This is a genomic window from Streptomyces himalayensis subsp. himalayensis (assembly GCF_013778455.1).
GTDB classification, from domain to species: Bacteria; Actinomycetota; Actinomycetes; order Streptomycetales; family Streptomycetaceae; genus Streptomyces; species Streptomyces himalayensis.
The window spans coordinates 510,839-531,760 of record NZ_JACEHE010000001.1 but is presented as its reverse complement, the minus strand read 5'-3'; the positions used below and the strand labels follow the sequence as shown (position 1 = coordinate 531,760).

The window sequence follows — 20,922 nt, the reverse complement described above, 5'->3', positions numbered from 1 at the left end:
CGGGAGGCTGCCGACGGAACCGCGTCCGAAACCCTTCCCCGCGCTCGTGTGAAGAGCGGGGATGCCCCAACCGCAGCTGGGCACGGCAGGTGCACATCTCAACAGTAGGCCGCAGAAGGCTTCCACGGGCACCGGTCGACGACGGTTGCCCGAATGCGACCAGGCCACCCGTATGCATCTGATATGGGCTGAACGGGTGGCCTTGAGCCGCTACCCCTCGATGGGAAGCGCGACTTCCGCAGCCGCGTCCGGCCCTTGTTCCAGCAGGACCGCGAAGCCTTCCTCGTTCAGAACCGGAACCTTCACTTGCATTGCCTTGTCGTATTTGGAACCGGGGTTGTCACCCACAATGACGAATGAGGTTTTCTTCGAAACCGAACCGGTCACCTTTGCACCACGACTCTGCAGGGCCTCCTTCGCGCCATCCCGTGTGTGGTTCTGCAGAGTTCCCGTCACGACGACCGTGATGCCTTCCAGCGGACGCGGGCCCTGCTCCTCGCCGGCGCCCTCCTCCTCCATCCGGACCCCTGCTGCCCGCCACTTGCGCAGGATCTCGCGATGCCACTCCTCTTCGAACCACTGTTTGAGCGAAGCCGCGATGGTCGGCCCCACGCCCTCGACGGCGGCCAACTCCTCCTGCGATGCCTGTTCGATCCGGTCGATGGACCGGAACTCACGGGCCAGGGCCTCGGCGGCGACCGGTCCCACATGCCGGATGGACAGGCCCGTGATGATGCGGGCGAGCGGACGCTCTTTGGCGGCCGCGATGTTGTCCAGCATGGCCAGCGTGTTCCTCTTGGGCTCGCCCTTCTGGTTGGCGAAGAAGGTGACGATCTTCTCCTCGCCGGTCTTGGGATCGCGCTTGGGCAGGCCCGTGTCCTGGTCCAGGACATACGACTTGATGGGCAGCAGCTCCTCCACCTTCAGGTCGAAGAGGTCGCCCTCGTCCTTCAGGGGCGGTTCGGACGGTTCCAGCGGCCTGGTGAGCGCGGCCGCGGCGACATAGCCGAAATTCTCGATGTCCAGGCACTTGCGGCCGGCCAGATAGAACAGTCGTTCGCGCAACTGCGCAGGGCAGGACCGCCCGTTGGGGCAGCGCAGGTCGACGTCGCCCTCCTTCATGGGCCGCAGCTCCGAACCGCACTCCGGACACTCGGCGGGCATCTGGAACTCGCGCTCCGTACCGTCGCGCAGGTCGACGACCGGGCCGAGGATCTCCGGGATGACGTCACCGGCCTTGCGCAGCACCACCGTGTCGCCGATGAGTACGCCCTTGGCCTTGACCACGTCCTGGTTGTGCAGCGTCGCGAACTCGACCTCGGATCCGGCGACCACGACCGGCTCCACCACGGCGTACGGCGTCACGCGGCCGGTGCGGCCGACACCCACCCGGATGTCGACCAGTTTGGTGTTGACCTCCTCCGGTGGGTATTTCCAGGCGATCGCCCATCGCGGGGCGCGCGAGGTGGAGCCGAGCCGCCCCTGCAGCGGGATCTCGTCGAGCTTGACGACGACGCCGTCGATCTCGTGCTCCACGGAGTGGCGGTTGTCCCCGTAGTACCCGATGAACTCCCGGACCCCGTCGAGTCCTTCGACCACCTTGTTGTGCTTCGCCGTGGGCAGGCCCCACTCGCGCAGCAGGTCGTAGGCCTGGGACAGGCGGTCGATGCTGAAGCCCTCACGGGCGCCGATGCCGTGCACGACCATGTGCAGCGGGCGGGTGGCCGTGATCCGCGGGTCCTTCTGGCGCAGCGAACCCGCAGCGGCGTTGCGCGGGTTGGCGAAGGGCTTCTCACCGGCCTCCACCAGGCGGGCGTTGAGCTCCTCGAACTTCTCCATGGGGAAGTAGACCTCGCCCCGGATCTCCACGAGCGCCGGGATCAGGTCACCCTTGAGCCGGTCCGGAATCTCCGCGATCGTCCGCACGTTGGGGGTGATGTCCTCGCCCGTGCGGCCGTCACCGCGGGTCGCCGCGCGCGTGAGCCGCCCGTGCTCATACGTGAGGTTGACGGCGAGGCCGTCGACCTTGAGCTCGCAGAGGAAGTGGTAGGCCGAGGTGCCGACCTCCTTGGCGACCCGGTCGGCCCAGGCGGCGAGCTCCTCGTCGTCGAAGGCGTTGTCGAGGGAGAGCATGCGCTCGCGGTGCTGGACCGCCGTGAAATCCGTTGCGTACGCCCCCGCGACCTTCTGGGTCGGCGAGTCGGGGGTGCGCAGCTCGGGGTACTCGTCCTCGATCGCCTCCAGCGAGCGCAGCAGCTTGTCGAACTCCGCGTCGCTGATGACCGGCCGGTCCTTCACGTAGTACCGGAAGCGGTGCTCCTCGATCTGCTCAGCGAGCTGCGCGTGCTTCTCGCGCGCCTCCGCGGGCGCCGATGCGGGCTGTGCTTGCTGTTCGCCGGCCACCGTCTTGTCCTCCCGATTTCTTGTCCGGCCCGTCACTTGCTCGTGCCGCCACGTGCTCGTGCTGTCCTGGGTGCTGTCACTCGCTCGTGCCGTCACATGCTCGTACGCGCCGTCACTCAGGGTTGTCCGCGAGGGATCTCGCCGCCCGGACGCAGTGGCTCAGCGCCTTGCGTGCGTACTCCGGAGTCGCCCCCGCGAGTCCGCACGCCGGAGTGATCGCGACCGCCTCCCCCAGCAGCCCCGGATTCAGCCCCAGCCTGCGCCACAGCGTCCTGACACCCATGACGCTACCGGCAGGGTCTGACAATGGGCCGTCCGTGCCCGGCACGACGCCGGCGAGGAGCCTGGTGCCACCCTCCACGGCTTCCCCGATCGCGTCGTCGTCACGCTCGGTGAGCAGCGAGAAGTCGAGGGAGATCCCGGCCACGCCGGCCCGGCGGAGCAGCGCGAACGGCACGTCGGGCGCGCACGAGTGCACGACGACCGGACCGTCGCCGTGCACGCCGATGATGTCCCGCAGCGTGCTCTCCACGTGCTGCCGGTCGACGGCCCGGTGCGTGCGGTAGCCGCTGGCGGTCTTCACCTGGCCGCGCAGGACGGCGATGAGCGAGGGCTCGTCGAGCTGGAGCACGAGCTCGGCGCCGGGCACCCTGCGCCGGACGTCGGCGAGGTGCGCCCGCAGTCCCTCCGCCAGCGACTCGGCGAGGTCACGGCAGGCTCCCAGGTCGGACAGCGCCGCCTCGCCGTTCTTCAGCTCCAGCGCGGCCGCGAGCGTCCACGGCCCGACGGCTTGCACCTTCAGCGGCCCTTCGTAGCCCTGCGTGAACTCCTCGAGCGCGTCGAGGTCCTCCCGCAGCCAGGACCTGGCGCGCCGGGTGTCCCGCCCGGGCCGGTCCCCGATCCGCCAGCCGCTGGGCTCCACGCGCGCGTACAACTCGACGAGCATCCCCGCGGTCCGCCCGATCATGTCCGCGCCGGGTCCGCGGGCGGGCAGCTCCGGCAGATACGGCATGCCCTCACCGCCGCCGAAGATCCCGACGACGGTCTTGGCCGCCTCGCGGGTGTCGCTGCCCGGCATGGATCCGATGCCGGTCGCTGGACCGAGGCTGAACTTGCTGTTTTCGCTCACCGGGGAAGCGTACGAAATAGCCCCGGGCCGGTCAGCGGCCCGGCCGCACCGTCAGGTCGTTGACCTCGGCGTCGCGCGGGAGGTCGATGGCCATCAGGATCGTCGTGGCGACGGACTCCGGGCTGATCCAGTGGGCCGGGTCGTACTCCTTTCCCTCCTGCTGGTGGACCTTGGCCTGCATGGGGCTGGCCGTGCGGCCCGGGTAGACGGAGGTGACGCGGACGCCGTTCGCGTGCTCCTCGTGGCGCAGCGAGTCGGCCAGGGCCTTCAGGCCGTGCTTGGATGCGGCGTACGCGGACCAGTCGGCGTGGGCGTTCAGGCCCGCGCCCGAGTTCACGAACACCACGTGTCCCTGGGCGACCCGGAGTTGCGGCAGGAAGTGCCGGGTCAGTTCGGCGGGGGCGATCAGGTTGACGTTCAGCTGGCTGCGCCATGTCTTCGGGGTGAGCTCGCCGACGGGGCCGAGGTCGACGACGCCCGCGATGTGCAGCAGCGAGTCGATCCGGTCGGGCAGGGTCTGGTGCGAGAACGCCCACGACAGCCTGTCCGGGTCTGCGAGGTCGCCCACGAGGGTCCGCGCGCCGGGGTAGTCGGCGGCCAGCTCCTTGGCGCGGCCGGCGTCCCGCGCGAGCAGCACCAGGTCGTCCCCGCGCGCGTGGAGGCGCCGGGCGACGGCCGCGCCGATGCCGGAGCCGGCCCCGGTGATCACATGTGTAGCCATGTCTCACATGCTCGCATCACTGCATGCCCGGCGATTCACGGCGTGTCACCGAGTGCCGCGGCGATTCACCGCGTGTCACTGGGTGCCGAGCGACTCTTCGAGGTAGGCCAGCGCCCCCACCGGCTCCTCCGCGAAGAACACCAGCTCGTTGAGGGGCAGCGGCAGGAAGCCCTCGTCCTCCATCCGCTGGAACTGCTCCTTGAGCCCGTCGTAGAAACCCGCCGCGTTGAGCAGTACCACGGGCTTGGTGTGCAGGCCGTGCTTCTTGAGCTCCAGGATCTCGGTGGCCTCGTCCAGCGTCCCGGTCCCACCGACCATGATCACGATCGCGTCGGCCCTCTCCAGAAGCAGCGCTTTCCTCTCGGAGAGATCCTTCGCGATCACCATCTCGTCGGCACCCGCCCGCGTCTTGGACGACAGGAAGTCGACGGAGATGCCGACGAGCCGCCCGCCCGCCTCCTGCACACCGTCCGCGACGACCTTCATGAGCCCCACGTCGGAACCGCCCCACACCAGGGTGTGCCCTCCCTTTCCCAGCAGTTCGGCGAACTCCCGCGCGGGGCACGTGTAGCGGTCGTCGAGGTCGGCTGCGGAAAGGAAGACACAGATATTCATGCGCCTACCGTACGGGGGAAGAACTCCGGCCCGTCACGCGCTGTGCCTTACATGGCCGAAGGACACACCATCACTGTCGAGCAGGGCACGGAGCACGTGCGCGTGGTGCACGAGGGGAAGGTACTCGCGGAGAGCCGGCGCCCCGTCGTGCTGCGCGAAACCGGCTGTCCGGTGCGCTACTACCTGCCTCCGGAGGACGTCCGCACGCACCTGCTGACGCCCTCGGAGACCCACACGTACTGCCCGTTCAAGGGCACTGCGTCCTACTGGTCGGTGCCGGGCGCACCGGACCTGGTGTGGGCGTACCCGGACCCGAAGCCGGACGTGGCCGAGATCAAGGACCACCTCTGTTTCTACGAGGCCGAGGTGGTGGGGTAGAACCCTGTAGAACCGGGGTGACGCCACGGAGATCTTGGAGGGGACGGGCATGACGGGTATGGAACAGAGGCACGGCGGTGGTCAGGCCGCTCCGGGAGGCTTCGGCCCGCCGCCCCCGCCGTTCGAGCCCGCGGCCCCGGCTTCAGCGTCCCAGCCCGCGGCTCCGCCCGCTCCGTACCAGTCCGCAGTACCCGCCTCTCCTCCCCCAGCGGCACCGGTCCCGCCGACACCGGTCCCGCCGCCCTACCCGTCGGCGCCCGTGGCACCGCCGGACGGCCCCGAGTTCCTGGCCGCCGACGCCGACAACGGCGTGGCCGTCGGCCCCGAGGGCGTGCACTTCTCACAGGGCGTCTACGCGGCCGACTTCCCGTGGCCGCATCTGCAGACGGTCCAGTTCCAGTCCTACGGCGCCTACTTGTGCGTGGCGGCGGTACTCCTCGACGGCCGGATGTTCGAGTGCCGGGTGAAGGCGCGCCGTATGTCCGCGCTGCAGACGTGGTGCACCGAACTGGGCGGCGTACTGCACCACTATCTGTCCGCCAGGCAGCGCTGACACGTATGTGTCCACCAGGCAGCGCTGACACGGCCTCCGAAGGACACGCGGAAGGACACGCGCCCCTCGGACACGCGCCCCCGAGGACCGGCCTCCGGGTCGGGGGCGTCAGGCGACGGCCGTCAGGCGACGGCCGTCAGGCGACGGCCGTCGCGCGCGTGGTCGTAGCGATCGTCGCAGAGCCCACCACGCGCGTGCCGTCGTACAGCACGATCGCCTGGCCGGGGGCGACGCCGCGTACCGGCTCGTCGAAGGTGACCTGGAGCTCGTCGCCCACGACCTCGGCGGTCACGGGCGTCTCGCCGCCGTGGGCGCGCAGCTGCGCGGTGTACGTGCCAGGGCCCGCCGGGGCGACGCCGCACCAGCGGGGCTTGATCGCGGTGAGGCGCGAGACGTCGAGGGAGGCTGCCGGGCCGACCGTCACCGTGTTGTTCACCGGCGAGATGTCCAGCACGTAGCGCGGCTTGCCGTCGGGCGCCGGGGTGCCGATGCGCAGGCCCTTGCGCTGGCCGATCGTGAAGCCGTACGCCCCCTCGTGCGTGCCCAGCCTGGCGCCGGACTCGTCGACGATGTCGCCCTCGGCCTTACCCAGCCGCTGCGCGAGGAAGCCCTGGGTGTCGCCGTCCGCGATGAAGCAGATGTCGTGGCTGTCGGGCTTGCGTGCGACGGCGAGCCCGCGGCGCTCGGCCTCCGAGCGGATCTCGTCCTTGGTGGTGACCGTGTCGCCGAGCGGGAACAACGCGTGCGCAAGCTGCTTCTCGTCCAGGACTCCGAGGACGTACGACTGGTCCTTCGCCATGTCGGAGGCGCGGTGCAGCTCGCGGGTGCCGTCCTCGTTCAGGATCACCTTGGCGTAGTGACCGGTGCAGACCGCGTCGAAGCCCAGCGCGAGCGCCTTGTCGAGCAGCGCCGCGAACTTGATCTTCTCGTTGCAGCGCAGGCACGGGTTCGGGGTGCGTCCGGCCTCGTACTCGGCGACGAAGTCCTCGACGACGTCCTCACGGAACCGCTCGGCGAGGTCCCAGACGTAGAAGGGGATGCCGATGACGTCGGCGGCGCGGCGGGCGTCGCGTGAGTCCTCGATGGTGCAACAGCCCCGCGCGCCCGTGCGGAACGACTGCGGGTTCGCCGACAGGGCGAGATGCACTCCGGTCACGTCGTGCCCGGCCTCGGCGGCTCGGGCGGCGGCGACGGCGGAGTCCACGCCGCCGGACATGGCGGCGAGGACGCGGAGGGGGCGCTGCGGGTTCTCAGTCATAACGCTTCCAGGGTACGGGGCGGCGGGAACCGGAGGCCGCGTGTATCCGTTGACGATCACATGGGGGATCAGAAGAGCCCGGGAAGCCACCGGGCGGCGAAGGACACGGACCGGCACCTCGGGCGGCGCGCGCTGCTCATCGGCGGTGCGGCGGCCGCCGTGAGTGCGGCCGGGCTCGCGCGCGACGAGCTGGGGCGCGTGTGGTGGCGTATCCCGGGCGTGGCGAAGGACCGCAGGGAGGGCGAGGTCGACTTCCGGGGCGCGCAGTGGGTGGCGGCATCCTCGGCGAACCGGCGGCGGGCGGACCGTCCCGACGACTACGAGATCGACCGCGTGATCATCCATGTCGCACAGGGCAGTTACGCGACGGCGCTGAAGGTCTTCCGGGACCCGGGCCACGGGGCCGCCTCGCACTACGTGGTGCGCAAGGACGGACACATAGCCCAGATGATCCGCGAGCTGGACGTGGCGTTCCACGCGGGCAACCGGGCGTACAACGAGCGGAGCGTCGGCATCGAGCACGAGGGCTTCGTCGACCAGGAGTCGTCGTTCACGGATGCGATGTACCGCGCGTCGGCGCGGCTGACGGCCGGGATATGCGCGCGGTACGAGATACCGGTCGACCGGGAGCACATCATCGGGCACGTCGAGGTACCGGGCACGGACCACACGGACCCGGGGCCGCACTGGGACTGGGACCGTTACATACCCCTGGTGCGGGAGGCGCGTACGGCGAGCGCGTGAGCACTTCGGAGGGCCGGGCTTTCGGGGAGGGGCGCCTAGGGCCTGTGTCGGAAGTGGCGTCGTCCGCCCGAAGGGCGGGCCGGGCGGCGTCTGGTGCGTGCTCTCGGCGTGCCGGGTGGAAGCCCTCGTACTGGACGTACTTGGGCTTTCGCCCGGTGCGGCGAGTGGGGGTACCTCCCACGCCCTTGAGGCAGTGGGGGAGCGTGCCAGGCGTCGCCCGGCAGACGCCACTTCCGACACAGGCCCTAGGTCAGCCCTGCCGTGCGGGCCCGTTCCACCGCCGGGCCGATCGCCTGGGCCACCGCGTCGACGTCCGCCTTGGTCGACGTATGGCCGAGGGAGAAGCGGAGGGTGCCGCGGGCCAGGTCGGGGTCGGTGCCCGTGGCGAGCAGGACGTGGCTCGGCTGGGCCACGCCCGCTGTGCAGGCGGATCCCGTGGAGCACTCGATGCCCTGCGCGTCGAGCAGGAGAAGCAGCGAGTCGCCCTCGCATCCGGGGAACGTGAAGTGTGCGTTGGCGGGGAGCCGGTCGACGGGGTCGCCGCCGAGGATCGCGTCCGGAACGGCCTTGCGCACCGCGTCGATCAGTTCGTCGCGCAGTCCGCCGATCTCGCGGGCGAACCACTCGCGCTGCTCGGCGGCGAGCCGTCCGGCGACAGCGAACGCGGCGACGGCGGGCACGTCCAGGGTGCCCGAGCGCACGTGGCGCTCCTGACCACCGCCGTGCAGCACGGGCACGGGGCTGTACTCCCGGCCGAGCAGCAGCGCGCCGATGCCGTACGGACCGCCGATCTTGTGCCCGGACACGGTCATCGCGGCGAGCCCGGAGGCGCCGAAGTCGACGGGCACCTGCCCGAAGGCCTGGACGGCGTCGGCGTGCACCGGCACACCGAACTCGGCGGCGACGGCGGTGAGTTGACCGACCGGCATGACGGTGCCGATCTCGTTGTTGGCCCACATGACGCTCACGAGCGCCACGTCGTCGGGGTTGCGCTCGATCGCCTCGCGCAGCACCTCCGGGTGCACCCGGCCGTACGTGTCCACGGGCAGGTACTCCACCGTCGCGCCCTCGTGCTCACCGAGCCAGTGCACGGCGTCGAGGACGGCGTGGTGCTCGACGGGGCTGGCGAGGACGCGGGTTCGGGCGGGGTCGGCGCCGCGCCGGGCCCAGAACAGGCCCTTCACGGCGAGGTTGTCCGCCTCGGTGCCGCCCGACGTGAAGACGACCTCGCTGGGGCGTGCGCCCAGTGCCTCGGCGAGGGTTTCGCGGGCCTCCTCGACGGTGCGCCGGGCTCGGCGGCCGGCGGCGTGCAGTGAAGAGGCGTTGCCGGTGACGGTGAGCTGGGCTGTCATCGCCTCGATCGCCTCCGGAAGCATCGGAGTGGTCGCGGCGTGGTCGAGGTAGGCCATGGTGGTTTGATTCTACGAGGCCCGGGCGCGGGCCAGTCCGGCGCCGTGGGGGCACCCCCCTTCCGGGGTGCGGCTCCACTTATGGCGCCGGGGCTTCCGCTTCGCGCCGGGCGCCGGAACGGCCACCCACAGCGGCCATCAGAAGGACCAGGACACCGTGTTGTCCGCCGAGACGAAGGCTGCCAGGACGATCAGGTCGGCCAGGCCGAGGCCCAGGCCCAGCAGGGCGCGGCCACGGCGCGTGGTGCCGCGGCGGAGCGCCACCGCTGCCAGGGCGATCGCGACCGGCCCGAGGAAGAGGTTGAGGACGAGCAGGCCGATCAGCCCGAGGATGAACGAGGCGACGGCCATGCCGTCGGCGTCCCCCACCCCGGAGCGGCGCCGCTCCGGGCCCCGCCGCCCGGACCGGCCCGCCGACGATGCGGAAGGTGCTGAAGATGCCAAAGGCGCCAAAGAGGAGGTGGCGGTGAATTGCATGATTCCACTCCTGGAGGGAGCTGCGGACAGTTCCTGAGGGATCAGCGGTCAGTGGACAGTGGTCAGTGGTCGTGTCGCCGCCGGGCGTGCCGCTCGCGTACGGCGAAGACGGCCAGCCATACGCCGATCACCGCGGCGGCGGCCAGCGTGACGGGCAGAGGAGCGTGGGCCACGGTGCCCAGCGCGACGCCCAGCAGAAGCAGAGCTGCGACGAGGAACAGCATGGAATGCCTCTCGTGGAAGTTTCGGTGAACGCTTGTTGACACAACTGTTCACTGACTAGTGAGTCTAACGCCCCTTCTGGCTTCCCAATTCCAGAGAACAGTTGTTAACTGCATGGCATGAGTCACATCCCGGTCGGCATCCGGCAGACCCAGAAGCGGAAGACCCGACAGGCCCTGCTGGACGCGGCGCTGGAGCTGCTGGAGGGGCAGAGCCTGAGCAGCCTGGGCCTGCGCGAGGTCACCCGGGCCGTCGGTATCGCGCCGACCGCCTTCTACCGGCACTTCCGCAGCACCGCGGACCTGGGAGTGGCACTGGTCGAGGAGGCGCTCGGCAGCCTGCACGAGATGATCGGCACCACGCTCGCTGCGACCGGCGACAGCGACGAACGCATCGCCCGTACCGTCGACTTGATCGCCGTACATGTGGGGACGCACGCTGCGCATGTCCGATTCATCGCGCGCGAGAGACATGGCGGCGTACAGCCGGTCCGCGCCGCCATCGGGGAGCAACTGGACCGTTTCGCCGAGGAAGTGGCGGTCGAACTCGCCGCACACCCGGAGTCGAAGGGCTGGAGCGAGGACGACATGGTGATGCTGGCGCGCCTGTACGTCGACCACATGGTGATGACCGCGTCCGCGTTCCTCGATGCCGAACCGGGCAACGAGGAGCGCGTGGCCAGCCTCGCGCGCCGCCAGATGCGCCTGGTGAGCCTGGGCCGCCGCCACTGGCTGGACTGATCGGCACCCCATCGAAGGGCTCCGGAAAGCTGACGCCAAATGCCGGGAAATACGGGCACGGTGCGGTAGCCATTGAGCGACGCCACCAAGCAACACGGAGGAAGAGCCCCGACATGGACTCCACGCCCGACCCGCGCCCCCTGTTCCAGCGCGCCACCGAGCAGCTCGCTGCGCTGATCAGGACGGTCCGCCCCGAGCAGCTGGCGGCGCCGACGCGCTGTTCCGACTACGACGTACGCACTCTGCTCTCGCACATCGTCGGTGTCACCCGCCGTATCGGCGTCGTCGGCGAGGGCGGCGATCTACTGGCCGTTCCGGGCCTCGCAGAAGATGTGCCCGACGACGGCTGGGGCGTCGCGTACGAGGAGGCGCGGGCCCGTGGGATCGCCGCGTGGGCGGACAGCGCGCGACTGGACGCACAGGTGGAGATGCCATGGGGCCCGACCCCCGGACGGACGGCGCTCTCCGGCTTCGTCATGGAGTTGGTGACGCACGCCTGGGACCTGTGCGAGGGGCTGGGGAGGCCGCTCGGACTGGACCAGGAGCTGGCCGAGTTCGCACGCGCGTTTGCCCGGCAGGCACTGCCGGCCGACCGTCGCGGGGAGGGTGTTCCCTTCGAGGCGGTGCTCCCCGCCCCGGAGGGAGCGGACGCCTACGGGCAGCTGGCCGCGTGGCTCGGGCGGCGGCCGCTTGCCGACCGGTAGCTTCCGGCCACGTTGTACGTCAGGGCGCTCTGAATCGCGGCCGCGCCGACTCATTCGTCCCTGCGGAACCCCCGCGGAACCCCTGCGGAACGGGTGGGCACAGCGGTTAAGCCAGCGCGCCGCGCCGGCAGGGACGACTAGCTGAGCCTCGCCCGCGCCAGCTGCCGCGACTGCGCGACCAACCGGTCCGCGCTGTCCCAGACCTCGGCGTCCTCCTCGAGGAAGCCGCCCGCCAGGTTGCGCGTCCTGAGCGCGACCCGCAGCGGTCCGGGCGCCGGGCGGCACCGTACGTGCACGGTGAGCTCGATCGTCGGCACCCAGCCCTGGAGGCCCATGTCGAACGCGGTGGGCGGCAGGGCGTCCACGGCGAGCAGCAGCGAGAGCGGGTCGGCGTCCCGCCCGTCGGCGAGCCCGAACCACGCCCGCATCTCCCCCTTGCCGGACGGCTGGCCCAGCGCCCAGCCGAGCGTCGACGGGTCGAGCTTGAGCAGCAGCCGGTCGGCGATCGGGAAACTGCCCATCGGCGACGCCCCCTCCGGTGCGTCCTCCGCCCCGAAGCACTGCTCGATGGGCGGCATCCGCGGCGGCTCGGCCGTGGTGCGCACGTCGTCGGGGAGCCCGTCCAGGTCGCCGTACGAGGCGAGCACCCGGATGCGCTCGACCTCGTTACCCTCCTCGTCGTACTGCAGGAGCGACGCCTGCCCGGTCGAGAGGGTGCGGCCGGTGCGTGCGGCCTCCGTGCGGATGACGGCGGGGCCCGGACGGGAAGCGGTCAGATAGTGCGCCGAGATCGTGAACGGGTCGGTGTGCGGCAGGGCGTCCGCGAGCGCACGGCCCAGGACGGCGAGCAGATAGCCGCCGTTGACGGCGCCCGCGATCGTCCAGCCCTCGGAGAGGTCGGCCTCGTACACGCCCGGCTCGCGCGGCCTGACCGCGGTGTCCCGGTCGAACTCACTGTCCCCGATGGTGGCCTGGGTGGTCTGCGCTGCCTGTGCTCCTGCCATGGCGGCACCGTACAACAGAAAATTACTGAGCGGTAGCTTTGAATTCCGCGACCACTTCGTCAGGCTCCACGGCCGTGGACCTCCGGTTCCAGGCACGTGGTGCTCGCCAGTGGTACCGCATCGCGAGGAGCCGCAGGACGAACGCGGTCACCACGGCGATCCCGCTCGTGACGGCGGACAGTGCGTCGAACCGGATACACAGCGCGACCATCGTCGCGCCGACCATCGCGGGCACCGCGTACAGATCCCGGTCCCAGCGCACCAGCGACGGCACCTCGTTGGCGATGATGTCGCGCAGCACACCGCCGCCCACGGCCGTCGCGACGCCGAGGGCGGCCGAGGCGGTCAGCCCGAGCCCGTACTCGTAGGCCTTGGTGGTGCCGGTGACGCAGAAGAGCCCGAGGCCTGCGGCGTCGAAGACGTTCACCCCGGTCTGGATCCGCTCCACCTCGGGATGCAGGAAGAAGACGAGCGCCGCCGCGACCAGCGGCATGAGGAAGTACCCGAGATCGGTGAAGGCGGCCGGCGGGACCGCCCCGATGATCAGGTCGCGCAGCACCCCTCCGCCCAGCGCGGTGACCTCCGCGAGTACGGCGATACCGAAGACGTCGAAGTTCTTGCGTACGGCGAGGAGGGCGCCGGAGATGGCGAAGACGAAGATCCCGGCGAGGTCGAGCGAATGCTGGACAGAAGGGGTGAACAGTTCCTGGAGCACCAGACATTCTTACCTGTGCGCCGGGTATGCCGCGTCCTCGCAGGTCAGAGGCCGTCTCGGCGCAGGTACAGGTCCATCCCGGCGCAGGTACAGGTCCGTCCCGCCGGACGGGAGGGCGTCGCGTCGCCCGCTCCCGCCCGGCCACGGACCGCGAGCCCGGCCTACTCCTTGGCCGGCTTCTCCGCGGACGGCTCCGACTCCGACGGTTCCGGCTCGGACGGCTCCGACTCCGACGGTTCCGGCCCGGAGGGCTCTTCCTCGGCCGACCGCTCGGCCGACTGCTCGGCCGACGGCCCGGGAGACGCCTCCCCCGCAGACACCGTCTCCGTCCCCGTCTCCGTCCCCGTCCCCGCCGAAGCCGTGGCAGCATCGTCCGCCGACGGCTTGGCCGTCCTCTCCGCCGCCTCCGCCTCCGGATCCGGCTCCGACGCCGGCCCCGGAACCGATACCGCTCCCGGCTCCGCTCCGCCGACCGTCACGACCTCGATCGCGTCTGCGGCCGCCGACAGCAGAACCGTGTCCTGCGGTGCCTGATCCTCGGCGTTCTCGGGGTGGTGGCAGGCGACCCGCTGGCCCGGCTTCAGCTCGAGCAGCGGCGGCTCCTGCGTCTTGCAGATCTCCGTCGCCTTCCAGCAGCGGGTGTGGAACCGGCAGCCGCTCGGCGGCGAGATCGGCGACGGCACATCGCCCTTGAGCAGGATCCGCTCGCTCTTGGCCGCCCGGCGCCTGGGATCCGGGATCGGCACCGCCGACATCAGGGCCTTGGTGTACGGGTGCATGGGGGCCTTGTACAGCGAGTCCCGGTCGGCCAGCTCGACGATCTTGCCGAGGTACATCACCGCGATGCGGTCCGACACATGCCGGACGACCGACAGGTCGTGGGCGATGATCACATAGGTGAGGCCCAGTTCGGCCTGCAGATCGTCGAGCAGGTTCACCACCTGCGCCTGGATCGACACGTCCAGCGCGGAGACCGGCTCGTCCGCCACGACGAGCTTCGGCTTCAGGGCCAGCGCCCGCGCGATGCCGATGCGCTGCCGCTGACCGCCGGAGAACTCGTGGGGATAGCGGTTGTAGTGCTCGGGGCTCAGTCCCACGAGCTCCAGGAGGCGCTGCACCTCCTTCTTCACACCGCCCTCCGGCTCCACTCCCTGCAGACGGAACGGAGCCGAGACGATCGTGCCGATCGTGTGGCGGGGATTCAGCGAGCCGTACGGATCCTGGAAGATCATCTGCACGTCTCGGCGCAGCGGTCGCAGACCGCCGGTGCCGAGGTGCGTGATGTCCTTGCCGTCGAACTCGACCTTGCCGCCCGTCGGCTCGATCAGCCGGGTGATGAGCCGACCCATGGTCGACTTGCCACAGCCGGACTCGCCGACGACGCCGAGGGTCTCCCCCGTGCGTACGTCGAAGTCGATGCCGTCCACGGCCTTGACCGCCCCGACCTGCCGCTGCAACAGGCCCTTCTTGATGGGGAAGTGCTTGACCAGTCCCTCGACCTTGAGCAGCGGCTTCTCTGTCTCACTCACAGCTTCGGCGCAATCTCTTCGTTCCAGATCCGCGTGCGGTCCTCCTGCGACATGTGGCAGGCGGTGTAGTGCCTGCTGCCGATCTCACGCAGCTCGGGCCGCTCGGTGCGGGTTATCCCGCCCTTGGGCACGTCCGCGTAGGGGCAGCGCGGGTTGAAGGCACAGCCGGAGGGGACGTTGATGAGGCTCGGCGGCTGCCCACTGATCGGGATGAGCCGGTCCGTCTGCTCCCGGTCGATGCGCGGCATCGAGCCAAGGAGCCCCCAGGTGTAGGGGTGTCCGGGCTGGTAGAAGATGTCGTCCACCGGGCCGCGCTCCACGCAGCGTCCGCCGTACATCACCAGGATGTCGTCGGCGATCTCGGCGACCACGCCCAGGTCGTGGGTGATGATGATGACCGCGGAGCCGAACTCCTTCTGCAGATCCCTGATCAGATCCAGGATCTGCGCCTGCACGGTCACGTCGAGAGCGGTGGTCGGCTCGTCCGCGATCAGCAGTTCCGGGTTGTTGACCAGCGCCATCGCGATCATCGCGCGCTGCCGCATGCCACCGGAGAACTCGTGCGGGTAGGCATCGGCACGCTTGCCCGGCTCGGGGATGCCGACGCGGTCGAGCAGCTCGATCGCCCGCCTCCGGGCGGTCTTCTTGTCGACGTCGTGGTGGACCCGGTACGCCTCCACGATCTGGCTGCCCACCGTGTAGTACGGGTGCATCGCGGACAGCGGGTCCTGGAAGATCATCGCCATCTGACGGCCCCGGAGCCGGCGTACTTCGTCGGGGCTCGCGGAGACGAGTTCCTTGCCGTCGAGCCAGATCTCGCCGGACATCTGGACGTTCTTGCCACGGTTGCCGAGCCGGTGCAGGCCCATGACGGCCAGCGAGGTCACGGACTTGCCGGAGCCGGACTCGCCCACGATGCCGAGGGTCTTGCCCTTCTCCAGCTGGAAGGAGAGTCCGTCGACGGACTTGACCAGGCCGTCGTCGGTCGGGAAGTGCACCTTGAGGTCGCGTACTTCGAGGAACGCGGACGGGGCGGGGCCCGCTCCGGCGGCCACGGGCTCGCCCACGGCGGCCCCGGTCTTGGTCAGATCGGTCACGAGAGCCTCACCCGCGGGTCGACGGCGGCGTACAGAAGGTCCACCAGCAGATTGCACAGCACAACGAAGAAGGCCGCGAGCAGCGTCACTCCGAGGATGGGCGGCAGGTCGTTGTCGGTGATGGCCTGGACGGCGTACTGGCCGATGCCGGGCAGCGAGAACACCGACTCGGTGATCACCGCGCCGCCGAGCAGCAGACCGATGTCCATGCCGAAGACGGTGACGATGGGCGTGAGCGCGGCCCGCAGCCCGTGCTTGAGGACCACCTTGCGCTCCCGCAGGCCCTTGGCCCGCGCGGTGCGGATGAAGTCCTCGCTCATCGTCTCCAGCATGCCGGAGCGGGTGAGCCTGGCGTAGATCGCGGAATACAGCAGGGCCAGCGAACACCACGGGAGAATGAGGGTGTTGGCCCACTGCGAGGGATTCTCGGTCAGGGGCACATAGGTCCGGCCGAAGATGTCCAGCTGGTAGCTGAAGACCAGCAGGGCGAGCTGGCCGGTGAAGAACATGGGGAGCGAGACGCCGGCCAGGGCGACGCCCATCGCGGACCTGTCGAAGAACGAACCGGGCCTGAGCGCGGAGATCACACCCGCGGCGACTCCGGACACCAGCCAGATCACCGCGGCACCGGCGGCGAGCGAGGCCGTCACCGGCAGCCGGTCCACCAGCTGCGGCCAGACCTCGACGTGGTTCTTGAAGGAGTAGCCGAAGCAGGGCACCTCGCACTTGGCCGTGGTGGGGCCGATGTTGTAGGTGGCGCCCGAGACGATCCCCTTGATGAAGTCCCAGTACTGCTCGTAGACCGGCTTGTCGAGCCCGAGGTTTGCCTTGACGGCCGCGATGTCCGCGGGCGTGGGGTTCTTGCCGATGTACTGCTGGGCCAGCTGATCGGGCGTCTGTCCGGCCAGCCTCGGCAACAGGAAGAAGATGCCGAAGGTGACCGCGGTGACAACCAGCAGCAGGATCACTGCCGCGATTGTCCGGCGGAGGATGTACGAGATCACGGGGACCGGCGCTGGTGCCCGCGGGCCGCGAAGCCCGCGGGCACCAATGCCTTCACCTGCCTTCCAGGGCTACTTCTTCGCGCTGCTACTTCGTGGAACCGAGGTTGAGAGCGTCGTACTGACCGCTCCATGCGGCCGACGACACCACGTTGGTGGCGTTCGGCGAGCGGTACAGCAGGACCTTGAAGTAGGTCAGCGGGACGATGACGGCCTCATCCATGGTCTTCTTGTCGACCTCGGCGTAGGCGGCGTTGCGCGCAGCCTCGTCCGGGTTCTGGATGGCCTCGTCCAGCAGCTTGTTGACCTCGTCGTTGTCGAACTGCGAGAGGTTGGTGTTGCCGGACTCGCTGATGGCCTTGCCGTTGAGGATCTGGTTCAGGAAGCCGTAGCCGGTCGGCCAGTCGGCACCCCACTGCATCATGATGATGCCGATGTTCTGCTTCTCGGTGAACTTGGGGACACCGGCGTAGTCGGTGAAGTACTTGCCGGACGGGTACTGCTTCATCTCGGCGTTGATGCCGACCTTCTTCAGCGAGTCGATGATCGCCGTGGCCGCGTCGACCTCCTGCTGACGGTCGCTGCGCGCGGAGATGTAGGTCTTGAAGCCCTTCTCCTGACCGCAGGCCTTCAGGTGCTCCTGGGCCTTGGCCGCGTCACCCTTGTTGCCGTCGGTGGCGTAGGAGTCGAACTTCTCGTAGCCGATCACGTCCGGCGGCAGCACGGTCGAGGCGATGTCACCGCGGACCGGGCCGCCCTGGGCGGTCTGCACGGCCACCTTGTCGATGGCGTACTGAACGGCCTTGCGGCACTCGACGTTGTCGAACGGCTTGACCTTGGTGTTGATCGCCGCGTAGACGAGACGGCCACCGTAGGTGTTGTCGGTGTTGGCCTTCTCGTCCTTGCTGTTGAGCAGCTGGGCCTGGGTCTGGGTGTCCACACCGCGGCCCGCGAGGTCGACGGTGGTGGTGCCGGCCATCAGGTCCTTGTCGATCGTGGCCTGGCTGACCTTCAGGTTGACCACGATCTTGTCCGGGTACTGCTTGCGCAGCGGGTCGGTCTTGGCGCTCCACTCGGGGTTGCGCACGAGGGTGACCGACTTGCCCTCCTCGTAGCTCTGGAACTTGTACGAGCCGGAGGAGACGATCTTCTTGGTGTAGTCGACGCCTGTGTCCTTCGCCTTGGGCACCGGCGCGGTCTGCGGCGCGGTGACCAGGTAGTCGAAGTCCGTGAACGCCTGCTTGAGCTTGAAGACGACCGTGTACTTGTCCGGCGTCTCGATGGACGCCAGCCCCTTGTCGCTCTTGTCCTTGTAGGGGCCCTTGTACTTGTCGCCGCCGTCGAGGAACTGGGCGAAGTAGTTGGGGCCCAGGGAGAGGACGTCGCGGGCGAAGTTGGACCGCTCCACCGCGTACTTGACGTCGGCCGAGGTGACCTCGGTGCCGTCCTCGTACTTCACGCCCTGGCGGATCTTGTACGTCCAGGTCTTGCCGCCGTCCGAGGACTCACCCTTGGACTCGGCCAGGTCCGGAACGATCTCGTTGCCCTTCTCGCCCGGCGCGGGCTTGAAGGTCAGCAGAGGACGCGCGTAGAGGCGGCTGAAGTTGTACATGTACGCGTAGTACGTGTTGCCCGGGTCGAACGAGTCCGGGACGTCGGACATCGCGTAGGTGACGGTGCCACCCTTCTTGTCGGAGGCGTTGACGACCCCCGTGGTTGCGGCGTTCGCGGCGGCCTTGGTGCCGTTGCCGTCGGTGTCGTTGCCGTCTTCGGCCTTGCTGCAACCCGCGAGCAGCAGACTCGCACTGCTGATGGCCGCGAGTGCGGCCATTGCTGACCTTCGCATGATGGTCGGATTCCCCTTCGTAGTAGGAAACTTGGGTGGGACGCCACGCGGCTCGGAGCCGCCGTCGCAGACGTCAGCGGCTGCGGGGATCGAGGGCGTCCCGGAGGCCGTCACCGAGCAGGTTGAACGCGAGCACGGTGATGAAGATGGCGAGACCAGGGACGATCATGTACTGCGGGTCGACCTCGAAGAAGTCGACGGCCTGGTTGAGCATTCCTCCCCATGAGGCCTGCGGAGGCTGGATACCGACGCCCAGGAAGCTGAGCGAGGCTTCGAAGAGGATGTTTGTCGGGATGAGCAGCGTCGAGTAGACGATGATCGGCGCCACGAGGTTGGGCAGCAGCTCCTTGAAGAGGATGTACGGCCCTCGGGCTCCCATCCCCCGGGAGGCGTCGACGAACTCGCGTTCGCGCAGCGCGAGGGTCTGACCGCGGACGATGCGGCCCATGTACGGCCAGTTGAAGAAGCCGATGACGAAGATCAGCACCAGGATGTGCAGCGGCAGGCCTTCGAGGCCGAAGGCTCCGCCCTGGAGGGTCGCGGAGATGGCGATGGCGAAGAGCAGCAGCGGGAACGCCAGGAAGCTGTCCATGAGCCGGCTGATGACGCTGTCCACGCGGCCGCCGTAGTAGCCGGCGATCAGACCGAGCACGGTCCCGATGGCGTTGGACAGCAGTGTCGCGCCGAAGGCGACTACCAGCGAGACCCAGGAGCCCTCCAGGATGCGGGCCAGGATGTCCCGTCCGAACTTCGGCTCGACACCGAGCGGGTGGTCCCAGCTCATACCGCCGAAGTCCCCCTTGGGCAGCGTGGTGTTGGGGTCGATCAGGTCCTGGTTGAAGGCGTTCGGGTCGAGTCCGAGTAGCGACTGGAGCGGGCGTGACAGGGCGGCCACCAGGATCAGCAGCACGACCACGATGCCGCCGGCGACCGCCATCTTGTCCCGCTTGAAGCGAGTCCAGGCGATCTGCCCGAGGGACCGGCCCTCGATCTGTTTGGCCTCGATGCCTTCCAGCACGGCCTCGGGCCGGGCTTCGGCCTGCGATCCGGTGGTCTCGATCGGTGCCGTCACAGTGCGCTGCCCTTTCTCGCCGGCGGTGACCGGCCTTCACACGCCGCTGTCTACGGCTTGTTTCACGTGCTTCCTGGCGCAGCGACCCGGATGGCGTGCCTGGCTGCGCAGTTGTTGCTTCAACTCGAATTCACTCAAGGGTCGATGACCCATGTCTGACAGGGGAGTCTTCAGCGTGCCCACGATCAAGTGCCAGATCTGCTGGAGAAAGTATGCGCAACCGTGATGCTGTCCTGGAGATTCCGTTATCCGGACGCACGAGAACGCCCCTCGAACGCGGGTCAGTTGGGCCGAAAGGGTTCACGCGCGTAGATCTGCGCCACTTTCACCACCAGACGCCGTCAGAGCGGACATATCGGGTAGATGGTGGGGGGTCAGGCGTCCACAGGTCGGAACAGGCGGGCGGGGCCTCGCGGTTCGAGGGCAACCCGGAGATGGAGCCTGGACGGAACGGTTCAGTAGGTGACGCCCGGCGGCGGATAGCCGTATCCCGTGGCCGGCGCCGCGGGGGCGTGGGGCGCCTGGGCCTCGCGGTCGTAGAACGGCCGGGAGTTGGCGCGGAGCCACATCGCGACCGGGTCGTGGTCGTCGGACATCGCGACGGTCGAGACCGGCAGACCGTCCGGGACGGCCCCGATCGACTGCTGCATCATCGCCCGCACCGAGTCGACCGCCGGCGGGCTGGTGTCGTATACATCAAGGCCGATCGCCAAATAGGGCGCACCCAGAGCCGGTTGCACCCAGGCGCGGCGCAACGACCGCACCGCGGGTGTGCGGTGGGCGTTCTGGGTGAGCAGGGCGTAGAACTGCGGGATCGCGATGGCCGGTTCGGTGAGCCGGAGAGGGCCGGCGGGCTGCCGGTCGAGCCCGGTGGCGAGGCGCCGCAGGTCGAGCCAGGGGATGCCGACGCCGCCGCCCGGCGCATGCGGGTTCAGCCAGAGCCCGAAGTGGTCGGGGTAGAGCGCGCGAGCCGCGTCGAGGCCGCTCACGACCTCGGTGGCGCGGCTCCAGCCGCTGGCCGAGAGCTCCTGGGCGGAGGTGACGCAGGGCGCGTAGTTGAACCCCTCGACCTCCATGTTCCCGTACTGGGCGTCCGGGGATCCGGCCTGACCGTGCCAGAGCAGCATCCAGACCTGGCCGGTCGCCGGATCGGCGAGCGCACGCAGCAGCGCCTCGTACGCGTCGTAACGCCCGGGCGTCACCTGCCGCAGCATGTGCTCGACCTGCCCGACAGCAGTCGTGCCCGACGCACTCACCCTTGACCGCCCCTTCATGACGCTCTCTTACGGACCCGATGGGATCGCC

General features: G+C 69.4%; 21 protein-coding genes. 5 read left to right on the top strand and 16 right to left on the bottom strand.

The window, feature by feature from the left end:
• Nucleotides 1-210 precede the first annotated feature (210 nt).
• The 4 genes from ligA to H1D24_RS02315 form a co-directional block, all read right to left on the bottom strand.
• Nucleotides 211-2,403, bottom strand: a complete 2,193-nt coding sequence (gene ligA / locus H1D24_RS02330) for an NAD-dependent DNA ligase LigA (protein WP_181655621.1) — start codon at nt 2,401-2,403, stop codon at nt 211-213.
• A gap of 112 nt (nt 2,404-2,515) precedes the next feature.
• Nucleotides 2,516-3,532 carry a methionine synthase gene (locus tag H1D24_RS02325; protein WP_181655620.1) on the bottom strand — a complete coding sequence of 339 codons (1,017 nt, stop codon included), beginning with the start codon at nt 3,530-3,532 and terminating at the stop codon, nt 2,516-2,518.
• 31 nt (nt 3,533-3,563) lie between these two features.
• Nucleotides 3,564-4,253: an SDR family oxidoreductase gene (locus H1D24_RS02320; RefSeq protein WP_181655619.1), complete on the bottom strand. Its 690-nt coding sequence runs from the start codon at nt 4,251-4,253 to the stop codon at nt 3,564-3,566.
• A 75-nt stretch (nt 4,254-4,328) separates the two neighbouring features.
• The gene (locus H1D24_RS02315) at nt 4,329-4,868 is read right to left on the bottom strand and encodes an LOG family protein (RefSeq protein ID WP_181655618.1); all 540 of its coding nucleotides are present in this window, start codon (nt 4,866-4,868) and stop codon (nt 4,329-4,331) included.
• Between the two features lie 51 nt (nt 4,869-4,919).
• Between H1D24_RS02315 and H1D24_RS02310 the strand changes: the two genes are divergently transcribed.
• Both H1D24_RS02310 and H1D24_RS02305 read left to right on the top strand, forming a co-directional pair.
• The gene (locus tag H1D24_RS02310; RefSeq protein WP_181655617.1) at nt 4,920-5,246 is read left to right on the top strand and encodes a DUF427 domain-containing protein; all 327 of its coding nucleotides are present in this window, start codon (nt 4,920-4,922) and stop codon (nt 5,244-5,246) included.
• Nucleotides 5,247-5,505: 259 nt separating this feature from the next.
• Nucleotides 5,506-5,799: a hypothetical protein gene (locus H1D24_RS02305; protein WP_181655616.1), complete on the top strand. Its 294-nt coding sequence runs from the start codon at nt 5,506-5,508 to the stop codon at nt 5,797-5,799.
• Nucleotides 5,800-5,935: 136 nt separating this feature from the next.
• Here the strand turns inward: H1D24_RS02305 and mnmA are convergent, their stop codons facing one another.
• Nucleotides 5,936-7,057, bottom strand: a complete 1,122-nt coding sequence (gene mnmA / locus H1D24_RS02300; protein WP_181655615.1) for a tRNA 2-thiouridine(34) synthase MnmA — start codon at nt 7,055-7,057, stop codon at nt 5,936-5,938.
• Between the two features lie 60 nt (nt 7,058-7,117).
• On the opposite strand from mnmA, the gene H1D24_RS02295 reads away from it, so the two are divergent.
• Entirely contained in the window at nt 7,118-7,801 is a 684-nt protein-coding gene (locus H1D24_RS02295; protein ID WP_181655614.1) for an N-acetylmuramoyl-L-alanine amidase, read from the top strand.
• A 245-nt stretch (nt 7,802-8,046) separates the two neighbouring features.
• On the opposite strand, the gene H1D24_RS02290 is transcribed toward H1D24_RS02295, so the two are convergent.
• The 3 genes from H1D24_RS02290 to H1D24_RS02280 all read right to left on the bottom strand — a co-directional run bounded on the left by H1D24_RS02290 (nt 8,047) and on the right by H1D24_RS02280 (nt 9,911).
• A complete protein-coding gene (locus tag H1D24_RS02290) occupies nt 8,047-9,210 on the bottom strand; it encodes a cysteine desulfurase family protein (protein ID WP_181655613.1) in 1,164 nt (387 codons plus the stop codon).
• A 138-nt stretch (nt 9,211-9,348) separates the two neighbouring features.
• Complete coding sequence (locus H1D24_RS43920; protein WP_374064080.1) at nt 9,349-9,687, bottom strand: DUF4190 domain-containing protein; 339 nt, start codon at nt 9,685-9,687, stop codon at nt 9,349-9,351.
• Between the two features lie 62 nt (nt 9,688-9,749).
• Complete coding sequence (locus H1D24_RS02280; RefSeq protein ID WP_181655612.1) at nt 9,750-9,911, bottom strand: hypothetical protein; 162 nt, start codon at nt 9,909-9,911, stop codon at nt 9,750-9,752.
• A gap of 117 nt (nt 9,912-10,028) precedes the next feature.
• On the opposite strand from H1D24_RS02280, the gene H1D24_RS02275 reads away from it, so the two are divergent.
• Entirely contained in the window at nt 10,029-10,649 is a 621-nt protein-coding gene (locus tag H1D24_RS02275) for a TetR family transcriptional regulator (RefSeq protein ID WP_181655611.1), read from the top strand.
• Nucleotides 10,650-10,762: 113 nt separating this feature from the next.
• Complete coding sequence (locus tag H1D24_RS02270; RefSeq protein ID WP_181655610.1) at nt 10,763-11,353, top strand: TIGR03086 family metal-binding protein; 591 nt, start codon at nt 10,763-10,765, stop codon at nt 11,351-11,353.
• 137 nt (nt 11,354-11,490) lie between these two features.
• On the opposite strand, the gene H1D24_RS02265 is transcribed toward H1D24_RS02270, so the two are convergent.
• From H1D24_RS02265 to H1D24_RS02230, 8 genes are all read right to left on the bottom strand, one after another.
• Nucleotides 11,491-12,357: a thioesterase family protein gene (locus H1D24_RS02265; RefSeq protein WP_181655609.1), complete on the bottom strand. Its 867-nt coding sequence runs from the start codon at nt 12,355-12,357 to the stop codon at nt 11,491-11,493.
• A 22-nt stretch (nt 12,358-12,379) separates the two neighbouring features.
• Nucleotides 12,380-13,072 (bottom strand): trimeric intracellular cation channel family protein, encoded by a 693-nt coding sequence (locus H1D24_RS02260; RefSeq protein WP_181655608.1) that lies wholly within the window; start codon nt 13,070-13,072, stop codon nt 12,380-12,382.
• A gap of 161 nt (nt 13,073-13,233) precedes the next feature.
• Entirely contained in the window at nt 13,234-14,601 is a 1,368-nt protein-coding gene (locus tag H1D24_RS02255) for an ABC transporter ATP-binding protein (protein WP_309484177.1), read from the bottom strand.
• On the bottom strand, nt 14,598-15,698 hold the full coding sequence (locus H1D24_RS02250; RefSeq protein WP_181655607.1) for an ABC transporter ATP-binding protein: 1,101 nt from the start codon (nt 15,696-15,698) through the stop codon (nt 14,598-14,600). The genes H1D24_RS02255 and H1D24_RS02250 overlap by 4 nt, the downstream gene beginning before the upstream one ends.
• Nucleotides 15,695-16,702, bottom strand: a complete 1,008-nt coding sequence (locus H1D24_RS02245) for an ABC transporter permease (protein WP_181655606.1) — start codon at nt 16,700-16,702, stop codon at nt 15,695-15,697. The genes H1D24_RS02250 and H1D24_RS02245 overlap by 4 nt, the downstream gene beginning before the upstream one ends.
• Nucleotides 16,703-16,787: 85 nt before the next feature.
• Complete coding sequence (locus tag H1D24_RS02240) at nt 16,788-18,545, bottom strand: ABC transporter substrate-binding protein (RefSeq protein ID WP_181655605.1); 1,758 nt, start codon at nt 18,543-18,545, stop codon at nt 16,788-16,790.
• 73 nt (nt 18,546-18,618) lie between these two features.
• Complete coding sequence (locus tag H1D24_RS02235; protein ID WP_181655604.1) at nt 18,619-19,617, bottom strand: ABC transporter permease; 999 nt, start codon at nt 19,615-19,617, stop codon at nt 18,619-18,621.
• 455 nt (nt 19,618-20,072) lie between these two features.
• Nucleotides 20,073-20,873: an enhanced serine sensitivity protein SseB C-terminal domain-containing protein gene (locus H1D24_RS02230; protein WP_181655603.1), complete on the bottom strand. Its 801-nt coding sequence runs from the start codon at nt 20,871-20,873 to the stop codon at nt 20,073-20,075.
• Nucleotides 20,874-20,922 lie beyond the last annotated feature (49 nt).

Excerpts from the sequence above, each read along its gene's own strand:
- H1D24_RS02310 (WP_181655617.1), top strand. The coding sequence starts at position 4,920 with ATGGCCGAAGGACACACCATCACTGTCGAGCAGGGCACGGAGCACGTG.
- H1D24_RS02265 (WP_181655609.1), bottom strand. The coding sequence starts at position 12,357 with ATGGCAGGAGCACAGGCAGCGCAGACCACCCAGGCCACCATCGGGGAC.
- H1D24_RS02240 (WP_181655605.1), bottom strand. The coding sequence starts at position 18,545 with ATGCGAAGGTCAGCAATGGCCGCACTCGCGGCCATCAGCAGTGCGAGT.
- H1D24_RS02270 (WP_181655610.1), top strand. The coding sequence starts at position 10,763 with ATGGACTCCACGCCCGACCCGCGCCCCCTGTTCCAGCGCGCCACCGAG.
- H1D24_RS43920 (WP_374064080.1), bottom strand. The coding sequence starts at position 9,687 with ATGCAATTCACCGCCACCTCCTCTTTGGCGCCTTTGGCATCTTCAGCA.
- H1D24_RS02315 (WP_181655618.1), bottom strand. The coding sequence starts at position 4,868 with ATGAATATCTGTGTCTTCCTTTCCGCAGCCGACCTCGACGACCGCTAC.
- H1D24_RS02280 (WP_181655612.1), bottom strand. The coding sequence starts at position 9,911 with ATGCTGTTCCTCGTCGCAGCTCTGCTTCTGCTGGGCGTCGCGCTGGGC.
- H1D24_RS02290 (WP_181655613.1), bottom strand. The coding sequence starts at position 9,210 with ATGGCCTACCTCGACCACGCCGCGACCACTCCGATGCTTCCGGAGGCG.
- H1D24_RS02295 (WP_181655614.1), top strand. The coding sequence starts at position 7,118 with ATGGGGGATCAGAAGAGCCCGGGAAGCCACCGGGCGGCGAAGGACACG.
- mnmA (WP_181655615.1), bottom strand. The coding sequence starts at position 7,057 with ATGACTGAGAACCCGCAGCGCCCCCTCCGCGTCCTCGCCGCCATGTCC.
- H1D24_RS02275 (WP_181655611.1), top strand. The coding sequence starts at position 10,029 with ATGAGTCACATCCCGGTCGGCATCCGGCAGACCCAGAAGCGGAAGACC.
- H1D24_RS02320 (WP_181655619.1), bottom strand. The coding sequence starts at position 4,253 with ATGGCTACACATGTGATCACCGGGGCCGGCTCCGGCATCGGCGCGGCC.